Source organism: Streptomyces sp. NPDC101776 (assembly GCF_044766845.1).
GTDB lineage: Bacteria > Actinomycetota > Actinomycetes > Streptomycetales > Streptomycetaceae > Streptomyces.
Genome location: NZ_JBIWMV010000005.1, coordinates 38,172 through 56,461, shown reverse-complemented (window position 1 = coordinate 56,461; position 18,290 = coordinate 38,172). Strand labels below are relative to the sequence as shown.

Below are 18,290 nucleotides of genomic sequence, written 5' to 3'. Positions count from 1 at the left end.
ATCTGTTCAGTACTTGTGGCCCGCGACGGCCGGCGCGCCGTGCCGCGGCCCGTACGGCGCGTGCTCCAGCCATGACCCGCACCACGGCAGCAGAGGCGCCAGCGCCGCCGCCGTGCGCTGCCTGACCCGGACGATCCCGCGCCGCGGTCGCAGGTGGTCAAGGGCGGCTCCGGCCGCCTCACTGTTGAACAGCGCGGCGGAGCGCCGTACTTCGGCGAACGGCTCGACCGATCCGGTGGCGACCGCCTCGGCTGCTGCCGCCGCGTCCGCGATCCCGCTGTTCATGCCGCGTGCCCCGAACGGCGGGAAGAGGTGGGCCGCCTCGCCGATGAGCAGCACCCGCTGGTGCGGATCGGTGAACGTGGCGGCGACCTTGCGCAGGAAGTGGTACGTCGACACCCACAGGACACGTTCGTCGTACCCGTCGCCCACGATCGACGGCAGCCACCTCCGTACGGCCTCCTCGGTTCCGAACTCCTCCTGGGCGTCGTCGTCCCGGCACTGCAGGTCGACCTGGAAGCCCCCGGTGAACGGCACCCGCATCACGCTACGGCCGCCGACGCCCGGATGCTCGTAGTGGAAGACCCGCTCCAATGGCAGTTCGGCGCCCGGGACATCGGCCACGTCCACGACCACATGGAAGCCCTCGCCCCGGCTGCCCTCCATGGCGATGCCCAACGAGCCCCGGACCGTGGAGCGGGCCCCGTCCGCGGCGACCGCGTAGCCGCAGTTCCACTCCCGTCCGTCCGCGCAGCTCAGCGAGACGCCCGTCGGCGTCGTGCGGACGTCGCTCACGCGCGCGTTCCACGCGAACTCCACCCCGGCCCGCTCGCAGGCGGCCCGCAGGAAGCGTTCGGTGTCCACCTGGCGCAGGCTGGTGAAGGGCGGTGGGCCGGACGGAGGCGGGAAGGTACGGGAGTACACCTCGCGGCCCCGGTACAGGGTCCGTCTCGTGTGCCAGGTCCGCCCGTAGGAGCTGATCTCGGCGGCGAGCCCCGGCTGCATGCCGTCGAGCAGCGCGAGGGTCTCCCGGTGCACGAACAGGGCGCGGCTGCCGGGGCGTTCACGGTTCTTCGCGTCGGCCTCCAGCAGCACGACCGGCAGTTCGCGCGCCCGTAGCGCGAGCGCGGCCGAGAGACCGACCGGTCCCGCGCCGACCACCACGACCGGGTTCACGCGCGCACGCCCGTCGCCAGCATCCGGGTGATCTCGACCCGCTTCACCTTCCAGGTCGCGGTCATCGGCAGTTCCTCGAACCGCCACTGCCGGGGCTCGGCCATCGCGGGCAGATCGGCCGTGGCCCGCCGCCAGCGCTCGGCGTCCAGGGGGCGCTCACCGCGCACGCACACCACGGGCACGGGCTCCCGGTCCGCGCCGGGCACGATGACCACCTCGCGCAGCTCCTCCAGCCGGTCCATGAGGACGTCCTCGACCTCCAGATTGCTGTGCACGGAGTCGATCTGGTCGATCTCGCGGTCGATCAGGTACAGCGCGCCCAGCCGGCTGCGGTAGCCCATGTCGCCCATCTCCCACCAGCCGTCGTGGACCTGACGGTCGTAGCGGTCCTGCATGCCGAGGTAGGTGAGGATGCGGCCGCGGGTGCGGGCCTCGATCCGGCCGGGTGTCCCGGGTGTCGCGGGGCGGCCGTCGGTGCCGGTGATCCGGACGCGGGTGAAGCCCGGTATCCCGATGCCGATCCGTCGCCCGTCGGCCCGCGCGGCGCTGCGCCGGGTGAACCACTGGAAGGCGACAGGACCCGTCTCGCTCTGCCCGTAGAGCTGGAGCAGCCACGGAGTGCGGCGCCGGGAGGCGTCCAGCAGTCGTCGTACCGTGCGCGGATGGATCGCGTCGAACGTCGAGCCGTACGACCGCACCCGCGACAGCGGGGCGCCGGGCGCGTCGGCCAACTCCTCCCACAGGACGAAGGTGTTGGGGTGGGTCTCGACGATGCCGGGGCGGTGGTGGGCCAACAACGGTGCCACCGCGGCCGGGTCGGGGTCGGTGATGAGTACCAGCGGGCTGCCGAAGCGCAGCAGCACGCCGAGCAGGTGGTAGAAGCGTGAGTGCACGAACGACATGTGCAGGGCCGCCGTTTCGCCGCGCGTGGGCCAGCCCATCGCCTGCTGCGGGATCAGCCGGTTCCACATGGTGTTCGCGCAGTGCACGGCGAGCTTGGGGACGCCGGTGGTACCCGAACTGTGCGTGATCAGGGCGGGCTCGCGGGGATGCAGACGCACGGCCGCGGGACGCTCACCGCCGGCGTACTTCGCGAGGGGTTCGGCCCCGGGCGCCTCGTCCACCGACAGGACACCCCGCACCGGGAGCTCCGTCTCCTTGAGCGGGCCGTCCAGCTTGGCCCGGTCGGTGATCAGCCACGGCCGACGCAGTCGGCCCACCAATTCCGCGACGACCGGTCCGGCCAGTCCGGGGGAGAGCAGCGCCGGTACCGCGCCGATCCGGGAGATCGCGCAGGTCAGCAGCACGATGTCGACGTTGTCCGTCTTGTGTACGGCCACCCGCTCCGAGGGCCGTACCCCCGCCTCCCACAGCAGGCCCGACAACTCCTCGACGACGTCGGCGAGAGCCGAGTAGGTGAGGTCGACGCCAAGGTCGGGATGGGTGTCCAGCGGGCGGTCCAGGGTGACGTGGACGGCTCCGTGGCGCTCGGCCGCGCGCCGGAAGAGCGGGCCCAGGTAGAAGCCGCGGTCGGTGAGCGGGGAGTACTGCTCGCGCATCTGGCCGTTCCTTTCTGTCGTGGTCACCAGGCGCCCCGGCGGACCAGGTGGCGGCGGAGCTTGCCGGTCGGGGTGCGGGGGAGGGAGGGGACGAAGCTCACGCTGCGCGGCACCTTGAAGGCGGCGAGCCGGTCGCGGACCAGTCGGAGCAGCTCGTCCTGGAGGCCCTCGGGGGCCCGGGTGACGGGGACGACGAAGGCACGCAGCCGGCCGGCCCCGGTCCCGTCGGTGACGGCCGCGACCGCGACCTCCCGCACCGCCGGGTGGGTGCGCAGGACGGCCTCCACCTCCAGCGGGGAGACGGTGATGCCGCCGACCATCTCCATGTCGTCGGCGCGGCCCAGGTGCCGGAAGGCGCCGTCCGGCTCGCGGACCGCCCGGTCGTGGGTGGCCAACCAGCCGCCCACCAGGGTGCGTTCACTCTCCTCGGGCCGGTTCAGATAGCCGGGGGTGACGGTCGGGCCGCGCACCCACAGCTCGCCCTCGGTGCCGTCCGGCACCGGGCGGCCCGCGCGGTCGCGCAGTTCCACCTCGAAGCCGGGCACGGGCCGGCCGACGGTTCCGGGGTGGTTGTGCCCGAAGCTGTTGGCGCAGAAGGCGTGTCCGGCCTCGGTGGAGCCGATCTGCTCCAGCACCGGTGCGCCGAGCAACTCGGCAATCTGTGCGCCGAGTTGCTCCGGAAGGCCCTCGCCCGCCGACACCGCGGCACGTACCGAGGCGAAACAGGTCCGGTGCCCGCTGCCTCGGTCGGCGACCAGTGCGGCGTATGCGGACGGCACGGAGTAGAGGATGGTCACGCGGTGCCGGGTCACCAGCTCGTCGACGGCCGCCGGGGTGGGGCGTCGGTCCACCAGGACGGCGGAGGAGCCGGAGAAGAGCGGGAAGACGAAGGCGTTGCCGAAGCCGTAGGCGAAGTACAGCTTGGACACCGACAGGGTGACGTCGTCCACGGTGATCCGCAGCAGTCGGCGCCCGATGAGGTCGTGGTAGGCCTTCGGGTCGCCGTGCGTGTGAACAGCGCCCTTGGGACGGCCCGTGGTGCCGGAGGTGTACTGCACGTACAGCGGCGCGTGCGCGTCCACCGGGTGGGCGAGAGTCGGCCCGGCTGCGGCAGTGAGTGCGAGCAGCTGGTCGGCACCCAGGCAGGATCGGTCGGGGAAACGGTTCTCCAGGCCCGGTCCGGTCACGCAGAGCACCGCCTCGGCGTCCGCAGCCATGAACTCCTGGTCGGCCGCCGGGAGTTCGGGATTGACCAACACGGCGACGGCTCCGAGCCGGGCGGTCGCGAGGAACGCCGTCACCCACGCGATGCCGTCGGGCAGCACCAGCAGCACCCGGTCACCCGGCCGTACCCCGTGACTGGCGAGCACTGTGGCGGCCCGGGTGGCGAGTGCGTGCACCTCACCGTGGGTCCAGGTTCGATGGCCCTGGTGGAAGGCGGCCCGCCTGGACCACCCGCGCCGCTCGGCCAGCCCGGCGAGCTGGGCGGCGAGGTTGCCGGGGGCGTCGGCTTCGGCCGGCGTGAGCACGGTCTGCGGAGTCGTCATCGCACGGGCTCCTCTGTGGCGGTGTGCTCGCCGCGGGCAGGCTCCGCGCGGAGGGCTGCTCGGGCCGCCGAATCGTCCCGCTGCTCACGGATCCGGTCTCCGGTGTATCGGCGCAGGGCTCGCATCTGGGCCGCCGTCTTCAGCAGCATCTCGTCGTACTCGTCGACCGGGTCGGAGTCGAGCACGATCGCGCCCCCGGCCCCCAGGTGCATCAAGCCGTCGGCGAGGACGGCCGTACGGATGACGATGTTGAGATCCGCGCCGCCGCTGCACCCCAGATAGCCGAGGGCACCGGAGTAGGCACCGCGGGCCTCGGTCTCCAGTCGGTCGATGATCTCCAGGGTGCGCAGCTTCGGTGCCCCCGTCATCGAACCGCCGGGAAAACAGGCCTGCACACAGTCCACCGCGTTCGTGCCCTCCCGCAGCCGACCCTCCACGGTCGACACCAGCTGATGCACGGTCGCGTACGTCTCCGTGGCCATGAGCCGGGTCACGCGCACCGACCCGGTCCGGCAGACCTGGCCCAGGTCGTTGCGGAGCAGATCGACGATCATCAGGTTCTCGGCACGCGTCTTGGCGTCGGCGGCGAGTGCGTCCCGCAGCCGGGCGTCCTCCTCCGGTCCGTCGCCGCGTGGCGCGGTGCCCTTGATGGGGCGGGCCTCCGCGATGCCGTCGCGGGTGATCCGCAGGAACCGCTCGGGGGATGAACCGGCCACGTCCACGACACCCAGCCGCAGGAAGGCGGAGTACGGTGCCGGGTTGATCCGACGCAACTCGCGGTAGAAGGCGAAGGGGTCCGGCGGCGCGGGCAAACGGGCCGCGTTCGTCAGACAGATCTCGTAGCTGGTGCCCGCCCGCAACTCCCGCTGACAGGACTCGATGTCCGCGAAATACCTCTCCCGGTCCCGCACCAGCCACGGCTCGGCGTCACCGGGGTCGGCCTCGGTCCGGGTGGGCAGCGACGGGCGTTCGGTCTCGGGGGCGACGAAGCTGAGCTGGGCCAGCGCGCTGTCCAGCCAATCGGTGGCCTCCCATGTGGCGGAAGGGGTGTCCTCGGCGACACAGACCGCGTACGTGAACCCCTTCAGATGGTCCACCGCGATCAGCCGGTCCGCGAACAGCCAGCAGGCGTCCGGTATGTCGGACGAATGCCGGTTCGGTGACCCGCAGTCGGCCTTGGTCTCGTAGCCGAAGTAGCCGACGTACCCACCGGTGAAGTCGAAGGGCAGGTCTCCCGCGTCAACCTGGCGCATGGTCAACTGCCTTTTCAGGTAGTCGAAGACGCTCGCCGTGACCTTGCGCGTCGGTCGTCCCGACCTCTCGATCTCGCAGGTTCCGGCCTCGACGTCGTAGCGCACGAACTCCGCGAGCGGACCGCTGTCGTCGCCGAAGAACGAGAATCGCGCGAGGCCCTCCTCGACAAGGGCGCTGTCCAGCCAGAAGGCCCGGTGGGACGCCCCGTACATGCGGGTGAAGGCGGCCTCCGTGTCGAGCGCGCCGGCGATGCGTCGGGTGTGCAGCCGGTAGGCGGGGAGGGGCGCTTGCCGGGGACGGGGCATCGCCGCGCCGGCCCGCGTGACGGCGGTGTTCTTCGTACGGGGTCTGCCGGCCCGTTCCGCCGTGAGATTGCGGAAGTTGACGAGCATGCGGTGGCCGTACTCGGTCAGCACGGACTCCGGGTGGAACTGCACGCCCCACAGCGGCCGGCTGCGGTGCTTCAGCCCCATCAGGACACCGTCCTCGGCCCACGCGGTGGCCTCCAGGGTGTCCGGCAGCGGCTCGGGCACGGCCAGCGAGTGGTAGCGGACCGCGGTGAAGTCCTGCGGCAACCCGCGGAACAGGTCGCGCCCGTCGTGCCGGACCCGGGACAGATGCCCGTGCCGAGGCTGCGGCGCGGCCGTCACCAGGGCGCCCTCGCCGAGCGCGATGCCCTGGTGGCCCAGGCAGACACCGAGTACGGGGAGCGGACAGTCGGCGAGTACAGCGGAGGCGATGCCGAAGTCACGCGGCTCGCCCGGGTGCCCGGGGCCGGGCGAGACCACGACATTATCGAATTCCGCGAGATCCGGAATCCCGCCCGGGGCGTCGTTGCGGATCACGAGGGGTTCCACGCCGTTGACCTCGGCGATCAGCTGGAACAGGTTGTACGTGTACGAGTCGTAATTGTCGATGAGCAGGGTCTTCACCCGCCCACCTCCCTTGGTTCGCGGCGGACCTATGCGGTCCGTCTCTTATGTCGTCCACGAAATGCCTGGAGCGGCGGATACAGCCATTTCTTGAGGAAACGCTGGAGTCGCGGCATGAGAATCCAGGTGACGAGAGCCGTCACACAGAGGCACAACAGGAACGTGCGGACGAGCGGATTGAGGCCGCCAAGATAAGGAAGAATGATCAGATTGAACAGGAGGACCGGCGGAAACACCGCGCTCATGTTCACGAACCACAGTTTCCATTTCGCCGGCGGAGTGGGGGTCTTCGGTGCGGCGGTCTGCGAGTCGAACCACACCTTGGAACCCCGCACGCTCCTGCGCCCGGTCTGCCGGGCGAAGTCCGCGGCCTGTACGTCCCACTGGGCCCGTGCGGTGGAGTCCTCCCAGGCCCGGACGGTTCCCTCACTGGCGAAGCGATAGACGACATGCCACTCCGCCTCTCCGTCGACAAGTACGCCGCCTCCCAGGAAACCTGGTTGCCGGGCACTCGCGTTCAACATCGCCCACGCCCACGGTTGGAAGTCGGGCCCGCGGCCCGGCACCACTTGATAGGCCATGGTGACGGTGACGTGATTACTGGTCACACGGACAGGTACGCAGAACCTTCACGACACGTTCAAATATTAACGATGTCTTTTTTGATTGCCCGTATCGTGACCCTTTATCGGCCTTTTGCCCGCCTTCGTGCACTCTGTCAAACCGTACTCGGGGTAACTTTCGCTAAATCCCGGGAAGCGCTTGCGGGCCGGTCTTCAATGGCTGCACGATCGCTCTCCCGATCGAAGGAGAATCATGTCCAGGTACGACTGGGATATGCGGCACGAGGGAATCGACAGGGCTCGCTCGGCGATCGAATCTGCGCGGAAAGAAGTGACCGCGCACCCGATTTACCAGCGCATCGACAGCCGCGAGAACATGGCGACGTTCATGGCGCACCACGTCTTCGCGGTATGGGACTTCATGTCCTTGCTGAAGTCCCTGCAACGTGAACTGACCTGTGTCGACGTCCCCTGGACACCGCGCGGCTCGGAGGTCAGCCGACGGCTCATCAACGACATCGTGCTGGTCGAGGAGAGCGACGAACTGAACGGCGGTTTCACGAGTCACTTCGAGTTGTACCGCGCCGGCATGACCGAGGCCGGGGCCGACACGACCCGGATCGACGCGTTTCTCGCGCTGCTGATCGAGGGGCACGGTGTGCCGGCGGCGCTGCGCGGGGCCCAAGTCCCGGACCCCGCCTCCGAGTTCGTCCGCACCACTTTCGGCATCATCGAGAACCGCCCGCTGCACTGCCGAGCCGCCGCCTTCGCCTTCTCCCGCGAGGACCTGATCCCGGACATGTTCGACCAGGTGATCAAGAAAGAGGGTACGGAACGTTTTCCGCTGTTCTGCGACTACCTCGCCCGTCATATCGAGGTGGACGGCGAGGAACACACCCCCATGGCGATGCAGATGGTCGCCGACCTGTGTGGCACGGACGACACGCGATGGCAGGAGGCGGTGGAGACGGCGACGCTGGCACTGGAGGCGCGGTCCCGGCTGTGGGACGGCATTCTGGCGGCGATGGGGTGAGGGTGACGGCCGTACCCGGCCCGACCGGCACGCCTCTCAGCCGCACCCTGATCGCCGTCTCTGCGGTGATCGTCGCGGCCCGTTTCGCCTTCAGCCCGTCGCACCCCATCTGATTCGGATGCCGGGCCGCCGTTTGGAGTGGCGCACGCGGCGTATGAACTGCCGCCACCGTGTGGTGAGTTCGCTGTGCGGCATCCGTGGTGAGGCCTCCCTCGCCGTAACCTTGCCGGTGCCCGCACCGTCCTGTGGTCCGGGCCGACGCTGGGAGTGCGACGACGAAGCCGGGCTACGCCACGATCGCGAGTGCACCGCCCTGCGTCTGGCCCAGCTCTCCCGTGAAGGCGCCATCGTCATCAGACTCCGCGACGGGGACGAAACTAAGACTGTCCCGTGGTTCGGCGGACGAGTCGGTCGAACCGAGTCGAAGCGCACCTCGCGGCCTTCACGGCAGCGCGCTGATCAGCGGCCCCCGGATCGGTTCACTGGGCGGTGAGGACCAACTGGTATGCGCCGCAGGTTTCCTCGCTCACGGGGACGGTCACCGCACCGTTCACGACCGAGTAGTGCTGGGTTCGTCATTGGATGTACACGTATCGGCGTCGTAGTTGGCGGGTGGGCGGGGCAGGGCGGCCCCAGATCCAGGGCCTGGCACGGGCGTTGAGCTGCCGGGTGGTCAGGGCCGTGGCCTGGGTGATGTCGTCGGGGTTGGCGAAGGACCGCCCGGCCAGGGCGGTCTTGCGGAAGATACGCCACCAGCCTTCCTGCAGGTTCAGCCAGCACGCCCCGACCGGGATGAACGCGTGGCGGATCCGGGGGTGGTCCTCCAGCCAGGTGCGGGTGGACAGGCTGTTGTGGGAGGACAGGTTGTCGGTCACGATCCAGATCTCCCCGGTCGGGTTGGCGTCCTCGACCAGTTGCAGGAACTGCTGGTAGAAGACGCTGTTGCGGGAGGATGCGGCCATGGTGATCTGCTGGCCGTCCCGGACGCGTAAGGCCCCGTAGACCCAGGTTTTCTCGGGTCCGCGGCTGTAGTCGAGTTCCGCTTTGATCCGGTGCCCGTCCGGTGACCAGGCGGGTGCGGGCGGGAAGGTCCGCGGGATCACCGGCCCCAGCTCGTCGGCGCAGATCACCGTCGCGTCGTCGGGCGGGTGGGTGTAGAGGCCGATGATCCTTGTCCTTTTGGGACGAAGTCCGGGTCTTTCGAGCGCGTCCAGGACCGGGTGCGGCGCCTGCGCACACCCTCGGTGAGCAGGATGCGGCGGACCTGTGAACGGCCCACCTCGATCCCTTCGGCCCGCGCTGCCGCGGCCAGGGAGTCCAGAGTCCACTCGGGCGGACCGGACTCGTCGAAGGCCCACAGCTCCCCGACGGGTTCCCACCGCAGCCGCCCGGGCGGCACGGTCTTGACCAGGGCGATGATCGTGGAGCGTTCCTCCTCGGTGATCCGTCGCTTGCGGCCCTGCCCGCCCAGATCCTCCAGCCCTTCCAGGCCCGAGCGGTTGAAGCGGTGCAGCCGGCAGCGGACCGTTTTCTGGCTGCAGTCCAGTTCCACGGCGATCGCCGGCACCCGTAGCCCCGACCAGCTCAGCTCGATCATCCGGGCCCGCGTCACTGCATCCCGCGGAGCCTTCCGTGCCCGCGACAACCGGCGAACGACGGCCCGTTCGTCCTCGTCACGCCCCCGTCGTGCCCGTAAAACCATCGCTCAGCACCCGCCCCCGAGCACCATCAACTACCCCGCCACCAGGACATACACCCAGCGAAAGAGGAACCCAGCACTAGGCCCCAGGACGAAGCTGCGCTCTTGGACGAGCTGGTTGCCGAGCGCCGGTTGGTCACCCACATGAATGTGGACCGGCTGTACGGCACGGTGCTCGACATCGACGCCCCGGACGGATGCCGAGTCCTCATCCGCAAGGTGATGAGGGCTCGGTCTGGCCGACCCCGTCAGGATTGGCGAGTTGTCGCGCCGTCCTTGTACAAGGCGATTCCGGCGCCGAGGGAGACGACGGCCATGCCGATGCTGGTCGCGATTCCCTTGGCGCTGTCGTCGATGAGCGGCGCGGCCAGGGCGACTGTCAGGTTGAACAGGAACAGGAACCACAGGACGGGCCGGGAGGAGAGCAGCGCCTTCACGGGAGAGTGCCTTTCTTGGGGAGGTAACTCCCTGACGGGGAGCCGTTGACCTTGTGAGATCAACGATCCCGGGATCGGCACGACACAACGAGGGAGTGCTCTCCCCAACTGATGGTGTAGCAGGCTCCACCCCCGTGGCCGGTGTGCAATGCAGCCGATCCGCAGCGACAACCGTCCGCCGGGAGTGGCACAGCCACCGTGTCGGTCCCCCAGGAGTCGCTGTGCTTCGTTCCTGCTTGCCTCGAGAACAGGAAGCGATAGCTTGAACAGTCGGCGTCGCTATCGGTTGCTACCGAGTTACGTCCCCAGTCTGCTGCGTCTCCTGGCGCAAATCCTCACAGGCGAAGGCGACGGCCTGGCGAGTCAGGTCCATGAAGTCCCGCCCGGGGTTTTCGAGGACGGTCTGCCCGGCGATGCGCAGGGCGACGAGAAAAGTCGCGGCCAGTACCTGGGCACGCAGGGTCCGATCGGGCCGGTCCGGCAACCGCTGCTCGACGGCGTCGGCGAGGTGCCGTTCGACAGCCGTGTAGGCGGCGGCGAGTTCGGGAAGCAGCGTGGGGTGGAGACGCAGCGCGCGATATTGCACCTCGCGCACCTCGGCGTACTCCGCGTGAAGCTCCTCGGCGGCACGGATGAGCGCGGTCCTTGGGGCCTCCTCGGCGGGGCGGGCGCGGACGAGTTCCACCAGCCGGACGGCGCGCGTCCGGTCGTGGTGCATCAGCGCCTGCTCCTTGCTGGCGAAGTAGTTGGAGAAGGTACGTCGGGAGACGAAGGCCTCGTCGGCAATCGCCTCGACCGTGAGGTTCTCGATGCCGTGAGCCAGGACGAGGCGCACCGCGGCGGCGTGCAGCGCCTCGCGAGTGGCTGCCTTCTTGCGTTCACGCAGGCCAGTAGTCATCGCCAGCGAGCATACGCGGGACGAGAAAAATTGCCCAACGGGAAAACTTGCGCAATGGGCATCAATTTGTGAGGCTGATGACGCGCAGTCGACCGCCCGGGGACCGGAGCTCTGGTTTCCGTTGTTCAGGTGGACGGGCCGCGGAATCTGATGGGCGGGACTGAGTGGTTGAACGGTGGTACCGGCCGAAGACGCTGAGGAGTCGGAGAAGCGATGACCAGCACGTTGAGTGTGGACACGACGGATGCGAACGCGAACCGAGCCGTGCGGGCCGTGCGGGCCTTCTGCCCGAAGATGTCTCCAGACCGGAGACAGGGCAACTCGTCCTCTGCTCGACTCGTTTGATTGGCCCCTTATCTCGCCCTGTCCACCGGAAGTGGGCATCCCGGACTTTGGCACAGGAACCGGGGAGAGCCGGCGCCAGCCTAGGGGAGTGTCGCGCCGGCCTCCTTGTGTACGGCGGTGGTCACGGCGGACGGGTGACCAGTCGGTCGCCCCGCAATCGCGGCAGGCCGGGTTGACCTCTGCACCAGTGGCTGACCGGCGTCGGCGAGCCCGCTGACCTGGCGACACCTGGCATCGGCGATATCCGTGGCGACATGTGAGCACCGGCTGTGGCCGACCGAGTTCCTGAACTCGAACTCGTTCCCTTCCTCGGCGTCGACACGTTGCTACACCACGTCGGTGACCCAGACGTTGCCAGGACGGCGCCGACACCGTACGCGCACGAGTACTCCGATCGCGCGCGGCGGCTGGCGAGCAGAGAAGGAGATGCGGGAGATCTCGCAGACTCGCCTCGTCTGCACCGCTCCCAAGACAGTTGCTGACCCGCCGTCACCAGCCCCGCCTGGCTGACTCGCCGCGCTCCATGAATCCAACGGATCTTCCCCCACAACGAGGAGTGGCATGACCAACGCTCTTGCCGGCACATCGGACGAGACCCTTCCAGACTTTCCGATGCCCCGGGCAGCGGGGTGTCCGTTCGCCCCGCCCCCCGAGATGCTGAAACTGCACGCCGAGAAGCCTGTCTCCAAAGTTCGGCTCTGGGACGGGAGCGTGCACTGGCTCGTCACCCGCTACGACGATCAGAAGGCGTTGTACGGCGACCAGCGCCTCAGCGTCGACACCAGCAGGCAGGGCTTTCCGTACGCGAACGAGGCCTTCCGTAATAGCGTCATCAAGGCCCCACCGTCCTTCCTCAACATGGACGACCCGGACCATGCGCGGATTCGCCGCATGGTGACCGCCCCGTTCGCCATCAAGCGGATCGAGGCCCTGCGCCCTGCGATCCAGGCGATGACCGACAGCCTGATCGACGCGATGCTGGACGGGCCCAAGCCGGCCAACCTGGTGGAGGCATTCTCGCTGCCGCTGCCATCGCTGGTGATCTGCGCGTTGCTCGGGGTGCCGTACGAGGACCACGACTTCTTCCAGGAGAACAGCTCGGTGGGGCTGCGCCGGGATGTGAAACCGGAGGAGGTGCGGGCCGCCACCATGGCGCAACTCGCATACCTGGAACGCCAGCTCGACGCGAAAGTCGTCACCCCCGCCGACGATATGCTCTCCGACATCGCGGCCAGGATGGACGCCGGTGACCTCACCCGCTCGGAAGCCTCCATGCTCGGCGTCCTGCTCCTCGGCGCGGGACACGAGACCTCTGCCAACATGATCGCGTTGGGTGTCCTCGCACTCCTGGAGCACCCCGACCAGCTCGCGATCATCCGCGACACCGACGATCCGAAAGTGCTCGCGAATGCGTCGGAGGAGATGCTGCGCTACCTGACCATCGTGCACATGGGCCAGCGCCGTCTCGCTCTGGAGGACGTTGAGGTCGGCGGACAGCTCATCCGTGCAGGCGAGGGTGTCATCATCCCGGGAGCCACCGGCAACTGGGAGGCCGACCAGTTCCCCGACCCCGACCGGCTCGACGTCACCCGGGACGCCCGCCGCCACATGGCCTTCGGCTTCGGTATCCACCAGTGCCTGGGACAGCCACTGGCCCGCCTGGAACTCCAGATCGCGTACCAGACGCTCTTCCGCCGTATCCCGACACTGCGCCTGGCCACCGAGATGGAGAAACTCCCGTTCAAGAACGACGGCCTTGTCTACGGCGTTTACGAGCTGCCGGTCACCTGGTAACGCCGCCGATTCTGGTGCCGAACGCGGATCGGTGCCGCATAACAGGAGCGGGCAGAGGGTTTCCCAACACGACATCGCGAATGGGGAACTGTCTGCCCGGTCCGGGCAACCGGCGGCGCAGGACGCGTAATCGATTCGCTGGGGCACCCCCAAAAGGCAACGGGTGCTCCCATGCGCGTGGAACGGGAAGAGCCGAAGTGCGTGGCGTCGGGGCAGTGCGTCATTGCCGCCCCCAGGTCTTTGATGAGCGGGACGAAGCCGGCCACGCCTTCTTGCTGGATGGATGCCCTCGCAAATAGATGATCGACGGGGTACGAGAGATCGTGACCGCTTGTCAGGCCGCCGCGATCCGGCTCATGGTGACGATGCGACAGATAGCGACCGCAGGGCTCTCGACCAGGGACCTGATTCCCTGCGGTCAGCCCGTACACCCGCTGCGCGGTGGACTGCGGATCCGGCAGCGCCATGACCCAGCGCAGCAGGGCCATCCACCCTGCTGCGGGATGCTGTGACTGAGCTCTCCACTTGGCGAGTTGAGCAGCCGCGTCGGTAGCCGTCAGCAGGTTCGAAACGATCAGCTAGCGGTGGTTTGTTGACGGCGGGTCGGGGCGGTAGTACGCCGGAGGTGAGAGTTTCAACTGGGCTTCGTGGAGCCTGAGATGACGAAGCGGCTGCCCTGCCCGCCCGCGCCCGGTCCGCTGGAAGCCTACGCCGCCTGTTTCGATGATCTCTTCGAGACGCTGGCGCAGCGGCGTGGGTTTCGTGAGTATCTGGCCGGGCTGCTGCTTCCGCGGGACCGGAACAAGACGCTGACCTGCCTGGCAGGTACCGAGCCGGTGGTCGGTGCCCAGCATGCGGCGGTGCAGCGGCTGCAGTTCTTCCTCTCGGAGTCGACCTGGGACCACCATCAGGTCAATGGGCGTCGCCTGGAGCTGCTGCTGGCCGATCCGGCGACCGCGCCGCACGGGAGCGGGGAGCTGGTGATCGATGATTCCGGGGACCGCACGTCAGGGACGGCGACCGCGCACGTGGGCAAGCAGTACCTGGGCTCGGTCGGGAAGATCGACCGCGGGGTGGTCACCGTGACCACCTGCTGGGCGGACGAGCGCGTCTACTATCCCGTGCACGCCTGCCCCTACACCCCTGCTCACCACTTCCCACTGGGAAAGACGGACCCGGGCTTCCGGTCCAAACTGCAGATCGCGGTGGCCCTGGCCGCCCAGGCCAAGGCGGCCGGGCTCTCCTGTAGGGCGGTGGCCGCCGACTGCGCCTACGGCGACCACGACAGCTTCCGTGCCGGCCTCCACGCAGCCGGCCTGTAGTTCGTGATAGCCCTCAAACCCCGGCACGGTACCTGGTCCTACGGCACCGGCGCGTACACCCCCGTCGATGCCGCCCGCGGCCTGACCTGGGCCGATGCCGACCGTTCCGGGGACTGGACACGTATCGAGCGCACCTTCCGCGACGGACACACTGCCACCTGGTGGGCGGCTGAGGCCCGGCTCGGCTGGTGGGGCCCGGACGGGAACGTCCGCCTGGTCGTGGCCACCACCGACCCGGCCACCCTGCCGACGAAGGCGACCTGGTACCTGGTCACCGACCTGCCCCGACCCGGCTCCCCGCGCGTCGCCGACTCGCCCTACCAGCCCGCCGACCTCGTCGAGACCGTGCGGATCTACGGACTGCGGCACTGGGTCGAGCAGAGCTGCAAACAGGGCAAGGACGAACTCGGCCAGGCCGACTTCCAGGTCCGCTCCGACACCGCCATCCGACGCCACCAGACCCTCGTCAACTGCGCGTTCAGCTTCTGCTGGAACACCTGGTTCGCCCCACCGCCACCGGCATCGGCCGACCCAGTACCCGATCCTGACACACCATCTGGATCGGCAGAGAGGGGGCGGGACAGAACACCATCCGCCCCAACTGCCCTGCTGGCCCCGGGCAATACGGGCCGTCCGTGGCTGGCTGGTGCCCTGGAACATGCTGCAACGCTGCTGGCAGGCCTGGACAGCCCAGCCTCCACCCAGCGAACTCCAGGCACTGATCGACGCCGTCGCCACCGGCAGACCACTTGACCTCTACCGTCCCGATCCGCCGTCAACAAACCACCGCTAGACGCATTTTCTCTTGGCGGACCGGGAACCGGTGTCGGCTGCGAGGAGGCGCCGGGCGCGCTCCAGCACCGGCTTGTCGACCATCTGTCCGTCGACCGTGGTGACGGAGTCACCGGCGCCCAGGACGGCACGGGCCCAGTGCAGATCCTGTTCGGAGGGGGCGAAACCCTCGGCGACCACGGCGAGTTGGGCCGGGTGGACGCAGAGTTTCCCGGTGAATCCCAGACGGCGCGCGTGTGCCGTGTCGGTGCTCAGGACCGCCGTAGCGCGTACGGCGGTGGTGACGCCGTCGACGGGTGGGGTGATGCCCGCTGCGGCCGACGCGACGACCAGTCTGGACCGGGCGTAGATCGGCGCCGTCAAGTCGTCGTGAGCGACGCCGAGTTGGGCGGCGAGGTCGACGTTGCCGAACGCGGCCCGGGTGACGTCGGGCACGGCGCACACGGCATGAGCCCGCTCCACGCCGAGTGCCGTCTCGGTGAGCGGGAGGAGCGTGCACCGTCCGCTCGCGTCGGCGACGAGGTCTGCGAGGGCGGCGGGGTCCTCGGATTTGGGAACCAGCACCGGGCTGGCGTCCTCGGCCGCCATCCGCAGATCGGCCTCGGCCCAGGGGGTGCCGGGCGGGTTGATCCGTACGACCGCCTGGTTGCCCGAGGCGAGCCACGCGCCGGCATTGTCCCGCGCCCGGTCCTTGTCCGGGTGAGCGACCGCGTCCTCCAGATCGATGATGACGAGATCGGCGCCGGAGGTGGCGGCCTTGCCGAAGCGGTCGGGCCGGTCGCCCGGGACGAAGAGGAGACTCCTGGCCGCGGCGACGCGCTCGATGCCGGTTCTCACGCGTAGGTCACCTTCGCCGTGGCGTGGCGTTGCTCCCGCCCGGTGGCGACCCGCAGGTCGGCCCGAGAGTCGGCCGGGGTGCCGCAGACCGCCAGGTGTTCACCGGCGAACACCGGCCGCCGTAGCCGGTAGGACAGAGCACGCACCCGGGAGCCCGGGACGTGGCGGCGGGGCAGTTCGAGCATCAGCAGGGCCAGCAGAGGACCGTGGACGACGGGTGCGGGGTACCCCTCCTCGTGCTGGGCGTACGGGCTGTCGTAGTGGATGCGGTGCGCGTTCGCGGTCAGGGCGCTGAAGCGGAACAGCAGGGCGGGATCCGGTTGCAGCGGCAGTTGCCAGGGATCGGCGGGGGAGGGAATGGTGGTGGCGTCGGGACCGGCGGGGTGCTGTCCTGCGGCGCGTCCGGACCGGTAGACGATGTCCTGCTCCTCGACGACGCAGAGGCGTCCGTGCTGGCGGAACTCGTGCTGCTCGGTGACCAACAGCATCTCGCCGGTGCGCCCTTCCTTGACGGTGGCCGACTTGAGGCTGCTGACGCGTTCGGCGGCGTCGCCGAGCCGGAGCGGGTGGACGAACTCACACCGGCCACCGGCCCACATGCGCTGTCGATCGGGCAGGGGCGGCATGAAGTGGCCGTGAGCGGGGTGTCCGTCGACGCCCAGAGCCTGGTGCGGCGGCCAGGCCAGGAAGTAGAGCCACTGCCACAGCGGGGGAAGGGCGGCGCCGGATTCGGCAGCCGCGCCGGGCAGATCGAGTACTGCCGAGAGCGCCGCCACGGGGCCGGCCGGCAGATCGTCGACGGCGGTGACCGGCCCGGGGGCCCAGGAACCGACGTACGAGCCGAGCGGGAGGGGAGAGGAAGGCATGTTCTGTCCTTGATGTGCGGGATGCTGCTCGACTGGCCTCTTCCTCTTCATCATGGAGGGTCATGGGAGGGCGGAAGAAATAGAGATATGTGATACCGGCATGCAGGTCACGCATGACTCCGTCGGACGCGGCGGCCCGCGGAGGGTCGGGGGGCGCCGGTGGTCATCCGGTTTCAGCCGTTCCTCCCGCGCCCTCCCACTGCGCGGAAGGCCATTCGCCCCGGGCAACGGCCGTCCTGACCTGGCGCATCAGCTCCTGGGCGACGGATTCCACGGCGGGAGGCGTTCGTCCGTACCGTGCGGTGCCGAGGGCGATGGACTGCCACACGTCGGGCTCGCTCAGCGGTGCCGCACTCAGGGCACCCCGGGTGACCTCGTCGGTGATACCGACGCCGGGCAGGACGGTCCAGCCGTGCCCCGCCCGCACCAACTGCTGCTGCACGCGCATGGAGTTGGTCTGCGCGACCACGTTCATGACACATGTGGCGCGTGCCGCCGTGGTGTCGATCAGCCGCCTGAGCGCGTGCCCCGGTGTCGGCAGCACGAGAGGATGCGCGGCCACCCGCGCGAACGGCACCGGCCGGTCGGCACGCAGACCGGCCGCCGCCGGGGCCACCGCCCACAGACGTTCCCGCAGCAGCGGGCGGACGCTGAGCGGCGGCACGCTCTCCAGGTCGTAGAGCAGGGCCAGATCCAGGTCACCGTCGTCGAGCCACTGCTGAAGATGACCCGAGTAGGCGATCGTCAACCGCAGTTCGACACCGAGATGGTCGCGGGCCAGGGCCGTCACCAGTCGCTCGGCGAGCAGGTCGCCGGTGCTCTCCAGCAGACCCACGGTGACGATGCCGGCCACCTGGCCCGGGGGCGGCTGCACCTCGGCGCGGGCCCGTTCCAACTCGTTCAGGGCGCGCCGGGCACGGTCCGCGATCACCGTGCCGGCCTCCGTGGGCCGCATCCCCTGCCCGGTGCGTTCGAAGAGGTCGACACCCAGTTCCTGTTCGAGGCTCCTGATCTGCCGGGTGACGGCGGGCTGGACCAGGCGCAGCAGCTCCGCGGCGCGCGTGACACTACCCACCTCGGTCACCATGACGACGGCCCTGAGTTGCTTGAGATCCATGAAGGTCCGCCTCTTCCCGCTCCCGTGCGCACGGCCCACATCCGCAGTGTGTATGGGGCCATCACGAAATAGTATTTCACCTCCCACCGAATAACTATCCATGATGGAACCTCCGGCTC

The 18,290-nt window shown here is 69.1% G+C and carries 16 protein-coding genes and 1 pseudogene; 5 read left to right on the top strand and 12 right to left on the bottom strand.

From position 1 onward, the window contains the following. Positions 1 to 6 precede the first annotated feature (6 nt). From ACIRRY_RS18755 to ACIRRY_RS18735, 5 genes are read right to left on the bottom strand one after another with little or no spacing between them, the layout of a single operon-like run. Entirely contained in the window at positions 7 to 1,176 is a 1,170-nt protein-coding gene (locus ACIRRY_RS18755) for an FAD-dependent monooxygenase (RefSeq protein ID WP_403973775.1), read from the bottom strand. Next, positions 1,173 to 2,735 carry a class I adenylate-forming enzyme family protein gene (locus tag ACIRRY_RS18750; RefSeq protein WP_403973773.1) on the bottom strand — a complete coding sequence of 521 codons (1,563 nt, stop codon included), beginning with the start codon at positions 2,733 to 2,735 and terminating at the stop codon, positions 1,173 to 1,175. The genes ACIRRY_RS18755 and ACIRRY_RS18750 overlap by 4 nt, the downstream gene beginning before the upstream one ends. Before the next feature lie 23 nt (positions 2,736 to 2,758). Next, on the bottom strand, positions 2,759 to 4,282 hold the full coding sequence (locus ACIRRY_RS18745) for a benzoate-CoA ligase family protein (protein ID WP_403973771.1): 1,524 nt from the start codon (positions 4,280 to 4,282) through the stop codon (positions 2,759 to 2,761). Next, entirely contained in the window at positions 4,279 to 6,468 is a 2,190-nt protein-coding gene (pabB, locus tag ACIRRY_RS18740; protein ID WP_403973768.1) for an aminodeoxychorismate synthase component I, read from the bottom strand. The genes ACIRRY_RS18745 and pabB overlap by 4 nt, the downstream gene beginning before the upstream one ends. Before the next feature lie 29 nt (positions 6,469 to 6,497). Then, entirely contained in the window at positions 6,498 to 7,076 is a 579-nt protein-coding gene (locus ACIRRY_RS18735; RefSeq protein WP_403973765.1) for a hypothetical protein, read from the bottom strand. Between the two features lie 208 nt (positions 7,077 to 7,284). Between ACIRRY_RS18735 and ACIRRY_RS18730 the strand changes: the two genes are divergently transcribed. Beyond that, positions 7,285 to 8,064 (top strand): DUF3050 domain-containing protein, encoded by a 780-nt coding sequence (locus ACIRRY_RS18730; protein ID WP_403973763.1) that lies wholly within the window; start codon positions 7,285 to 7,287, stop codon positions 8,062 to 8,064. Between the two features lie 575 nt (positions 8,065 to 8,639). On the opposite strand, the gene ACIRRY_RS18725 is transcribed toward ACIRRY_RS18730, so the two are convergent. The 4 genes from ACIRRY_RS18725 to ACIRRY_RS18710 form a co-directional block, all read right to left on the bottom strand. Then, positions 8,640 to 9,194, bottom strand: coding sequence for a transposase (locus ACIRRY_RS18725; protein ID WP_403973760.1), 555 nt, complete (start codon positions 9,192 to 9,194; stop codon positions 8,640 to 8,642). Further along, positions 9,191 to 9,766 carry a helix-turn-helix domain-containing protein gene (locus ACIRRY_RS18720; protein ID WP_403973757.1) on the bottom strand — a complete coding sequence of 192 codons (576 nt, stop codon included), beginning with the start codon at positions 9,764 to 9,766 and terminating at the stop codon, positions 9,191 to 9,193. Before ACIRRY_RS18720 ends, ACIRRY_RS18725 begins: the two co-directional genes overlap by 4 nt. Before the next feature lie 245 nt (positions 9,767 to 10,011). Continuing rightward, complete coding sequence (locus ACIRRY_RS18715; protein ID WP_403973755.1) at positions 10,012 to 10,200, bottom strand: hypothetical protein; 189 nt, start codon at positions 10,198 to 10,200, stop codon at positions 10,012 to 10,014. Positions 10,201 to 10,489: 289 nt separating this feature from the next. Further along, positions 10,490 to 11,098 (bottom strand): TetR/AcrR family transcriptional regulator, encoded by a 609-nt coding sequence (locus tag ACIRRY_RS18710; protein ID WP_403973752.1) that lies wholly within the window; start codon positions 11,096 to 11,098, stop codon positions 10,490 to 10,492. 906 nt (positions 11,099 to 12,004) lie between these two features. Between ACIRRY_RS18710 and ACIRRY_RS18705 the strand changes: the two genes are divergently transcribed. The 4 genes and pseudogenes from ACIRRY_RS18705 (at position 12,005) to ACIRRY_RS18690 (ending at position 15,312) form a co-directional block, all read left to right on the top strand. Continuing rightward, positions 12,005 to 13,237 carry a cytochrome P450 gene (locus tag ACIRRY_RS18705; RefSeq protein WP_403973749.1) on the top strand — a complete coding sequence of 411 codons (1,233 nt, stop codon included), beginning with the start codon at positions 12,005 to 12,007 and terminating at the stop codon, positions 13,235 to 13,237. A 171-nt stretch (positions 13,238 to 13,408) separates the two neighbouring features. Then, positions 13,409 to 13,596, top strand: a pseudogene (locus ACIRRY_RS18700) (ferredoxin); the annotation flags it as partial. Positions 13,597 to 13,896: 300 nt separating this feature from the next. Continuing rightward, the gene (locus tag ACIRRY_RS18695; protein WP_403973747.1) at positions 13,897 to 14,559 is read left to right on the top strand and encodes a transposase; all 663 of its coding nucleotides are present in this window, start codon (positions 13,897 to 13,899) and stop codon (positions 14,557 to 14,559) included. 3 nt (positions 14,560 to 14,562) lie between these two features. Continuing rightward, complete coding sequence (locus ACIRRY_RS18690; protein WP_403973745.1) at positions 14,563 to 15,312, top strand: hypothetical protein; 750 nt, start codon at positions 14,563 to 14,565, stop codon at positions 15,310 to 15,312. 36 nt (positions 15,313 to 15,348) lie between these two features. On the opposite strand, the gene ACIRRY_RS18685 is transcribed toward ACIRRY_RS18690, so the two are convergent. The 3 genes from ACIRRY_RS18685 to ACIRRY_RS18675 all read right to left on the bottom strand — a co-directional run bounded on the left by ACIRRY_RS18685 (position 15,349) and on the right by ACIRRY_RS18675 (position 18,171). Further along, a complete protein-coding gene (locus ACIRRY_RS18685; protein WP_403973743.1) occupies positions 15,349 to 16,188 on the bottom strand; it encodes an HpcH/HpaI aldolase/citrate lyase family protein in 840 nt (279 codons plus the stop codon). Continuing rightward, a complete protein-coding gene (locus ACIRRY_RS18680) occupies positions 16,185 to 17,054 on the bottom strand; it encodes a MaoC family dehydratase N-terminal domain-containing protein (protein WP_403973741.1) in 870 nt (289 codons plus the stop codon). Before ACIRRY_RS18680 ends, ACIRRY_RS18685 begins: the two co-directional genes overlap by 4 nt. Before the next feature lie 163 nt (positions 17,055 to 17,217). Beyond that, positions 17,218 to 18,171 carry a LysR family transcriptional regulator gene (locus ACIRRY_RS18675; RefSeq protein ID WP_403973739.1) on the bottom strand — a complete coding sequence of 318 codons (954 nt, stop codon included), beginning with the start codon at positions 18,169 to 18,171 and terminating at the stop codon, positions 17,218 to 17,220. Positions 18,172 to 18,290 lie beyond the last annotated feature (119 nt).

Coding starts and splice junctions, on each gene's coding strand:
- ACIRRY_RS18720 (WP_403973757.1), bottom strand. CDS start 9,766: ATGGTTTTACGGGCACGACGGGGGCGTGACGAGGACGAACGGGCCGTC.
- ACIRRY_RS18730 (WP_403973763.1), top strand. CDS start 7,285: ATGTCCAGGTACGACTGGGATATGCGGCACGAGGGAATCGACAGGGCT.
- ACIRRY_RS18675 (WP_403973739.1), bottom strand. CDS start 18,171: ATGGATCTCAAGCAACTCAGGGCCGTCGTCATGGTGACCGAGGTGGGT.
- ACIRRY_RS18745 (WP_403973771.1), bottom strand. CDS start 4,282: ATGACGACTCCGCAGACCGTGCTCACGCCGGCCGAAGCCGACGCCCCC.
- ACIRRY_RS18695 (WP_403973747.1), top strand. CDS start 13,897: ATGACGAAGCGGCTGCCCTGCCCGCCCGCGCCCGGTCCGCTGGAAGCC.
- ACIRRY_RS18705 (WP_403973749.1), top strand. CDS start 12,005: ATGACCAACGCTCTTGCCGGCACATCGGACGAGACCCTTCCAGACTTT.
- ACIRRY_RS18750 (WP_403973773.1), bottom strand. CDS start 2,735: ATGCGCGAGCAGTACTCCCCGCTCACCGACCGCGGCTTCTACCTGGGC.
- ACIRRY_RS18680 (WP_403973741.1), bottom strand. CDS start 17,054: ATGCCTTCCTCTCCCCTCCCGCTCGGCTCGTACGTCGGTTCCTGGGCC.
- ACIRRY_RS18710 (WP_403973752.1), bottom strand. CDS start 11,098: ATGACTACTGGCCTGCGTGAACGCAAGAAGGCAGCCACTCGCGAGGCG.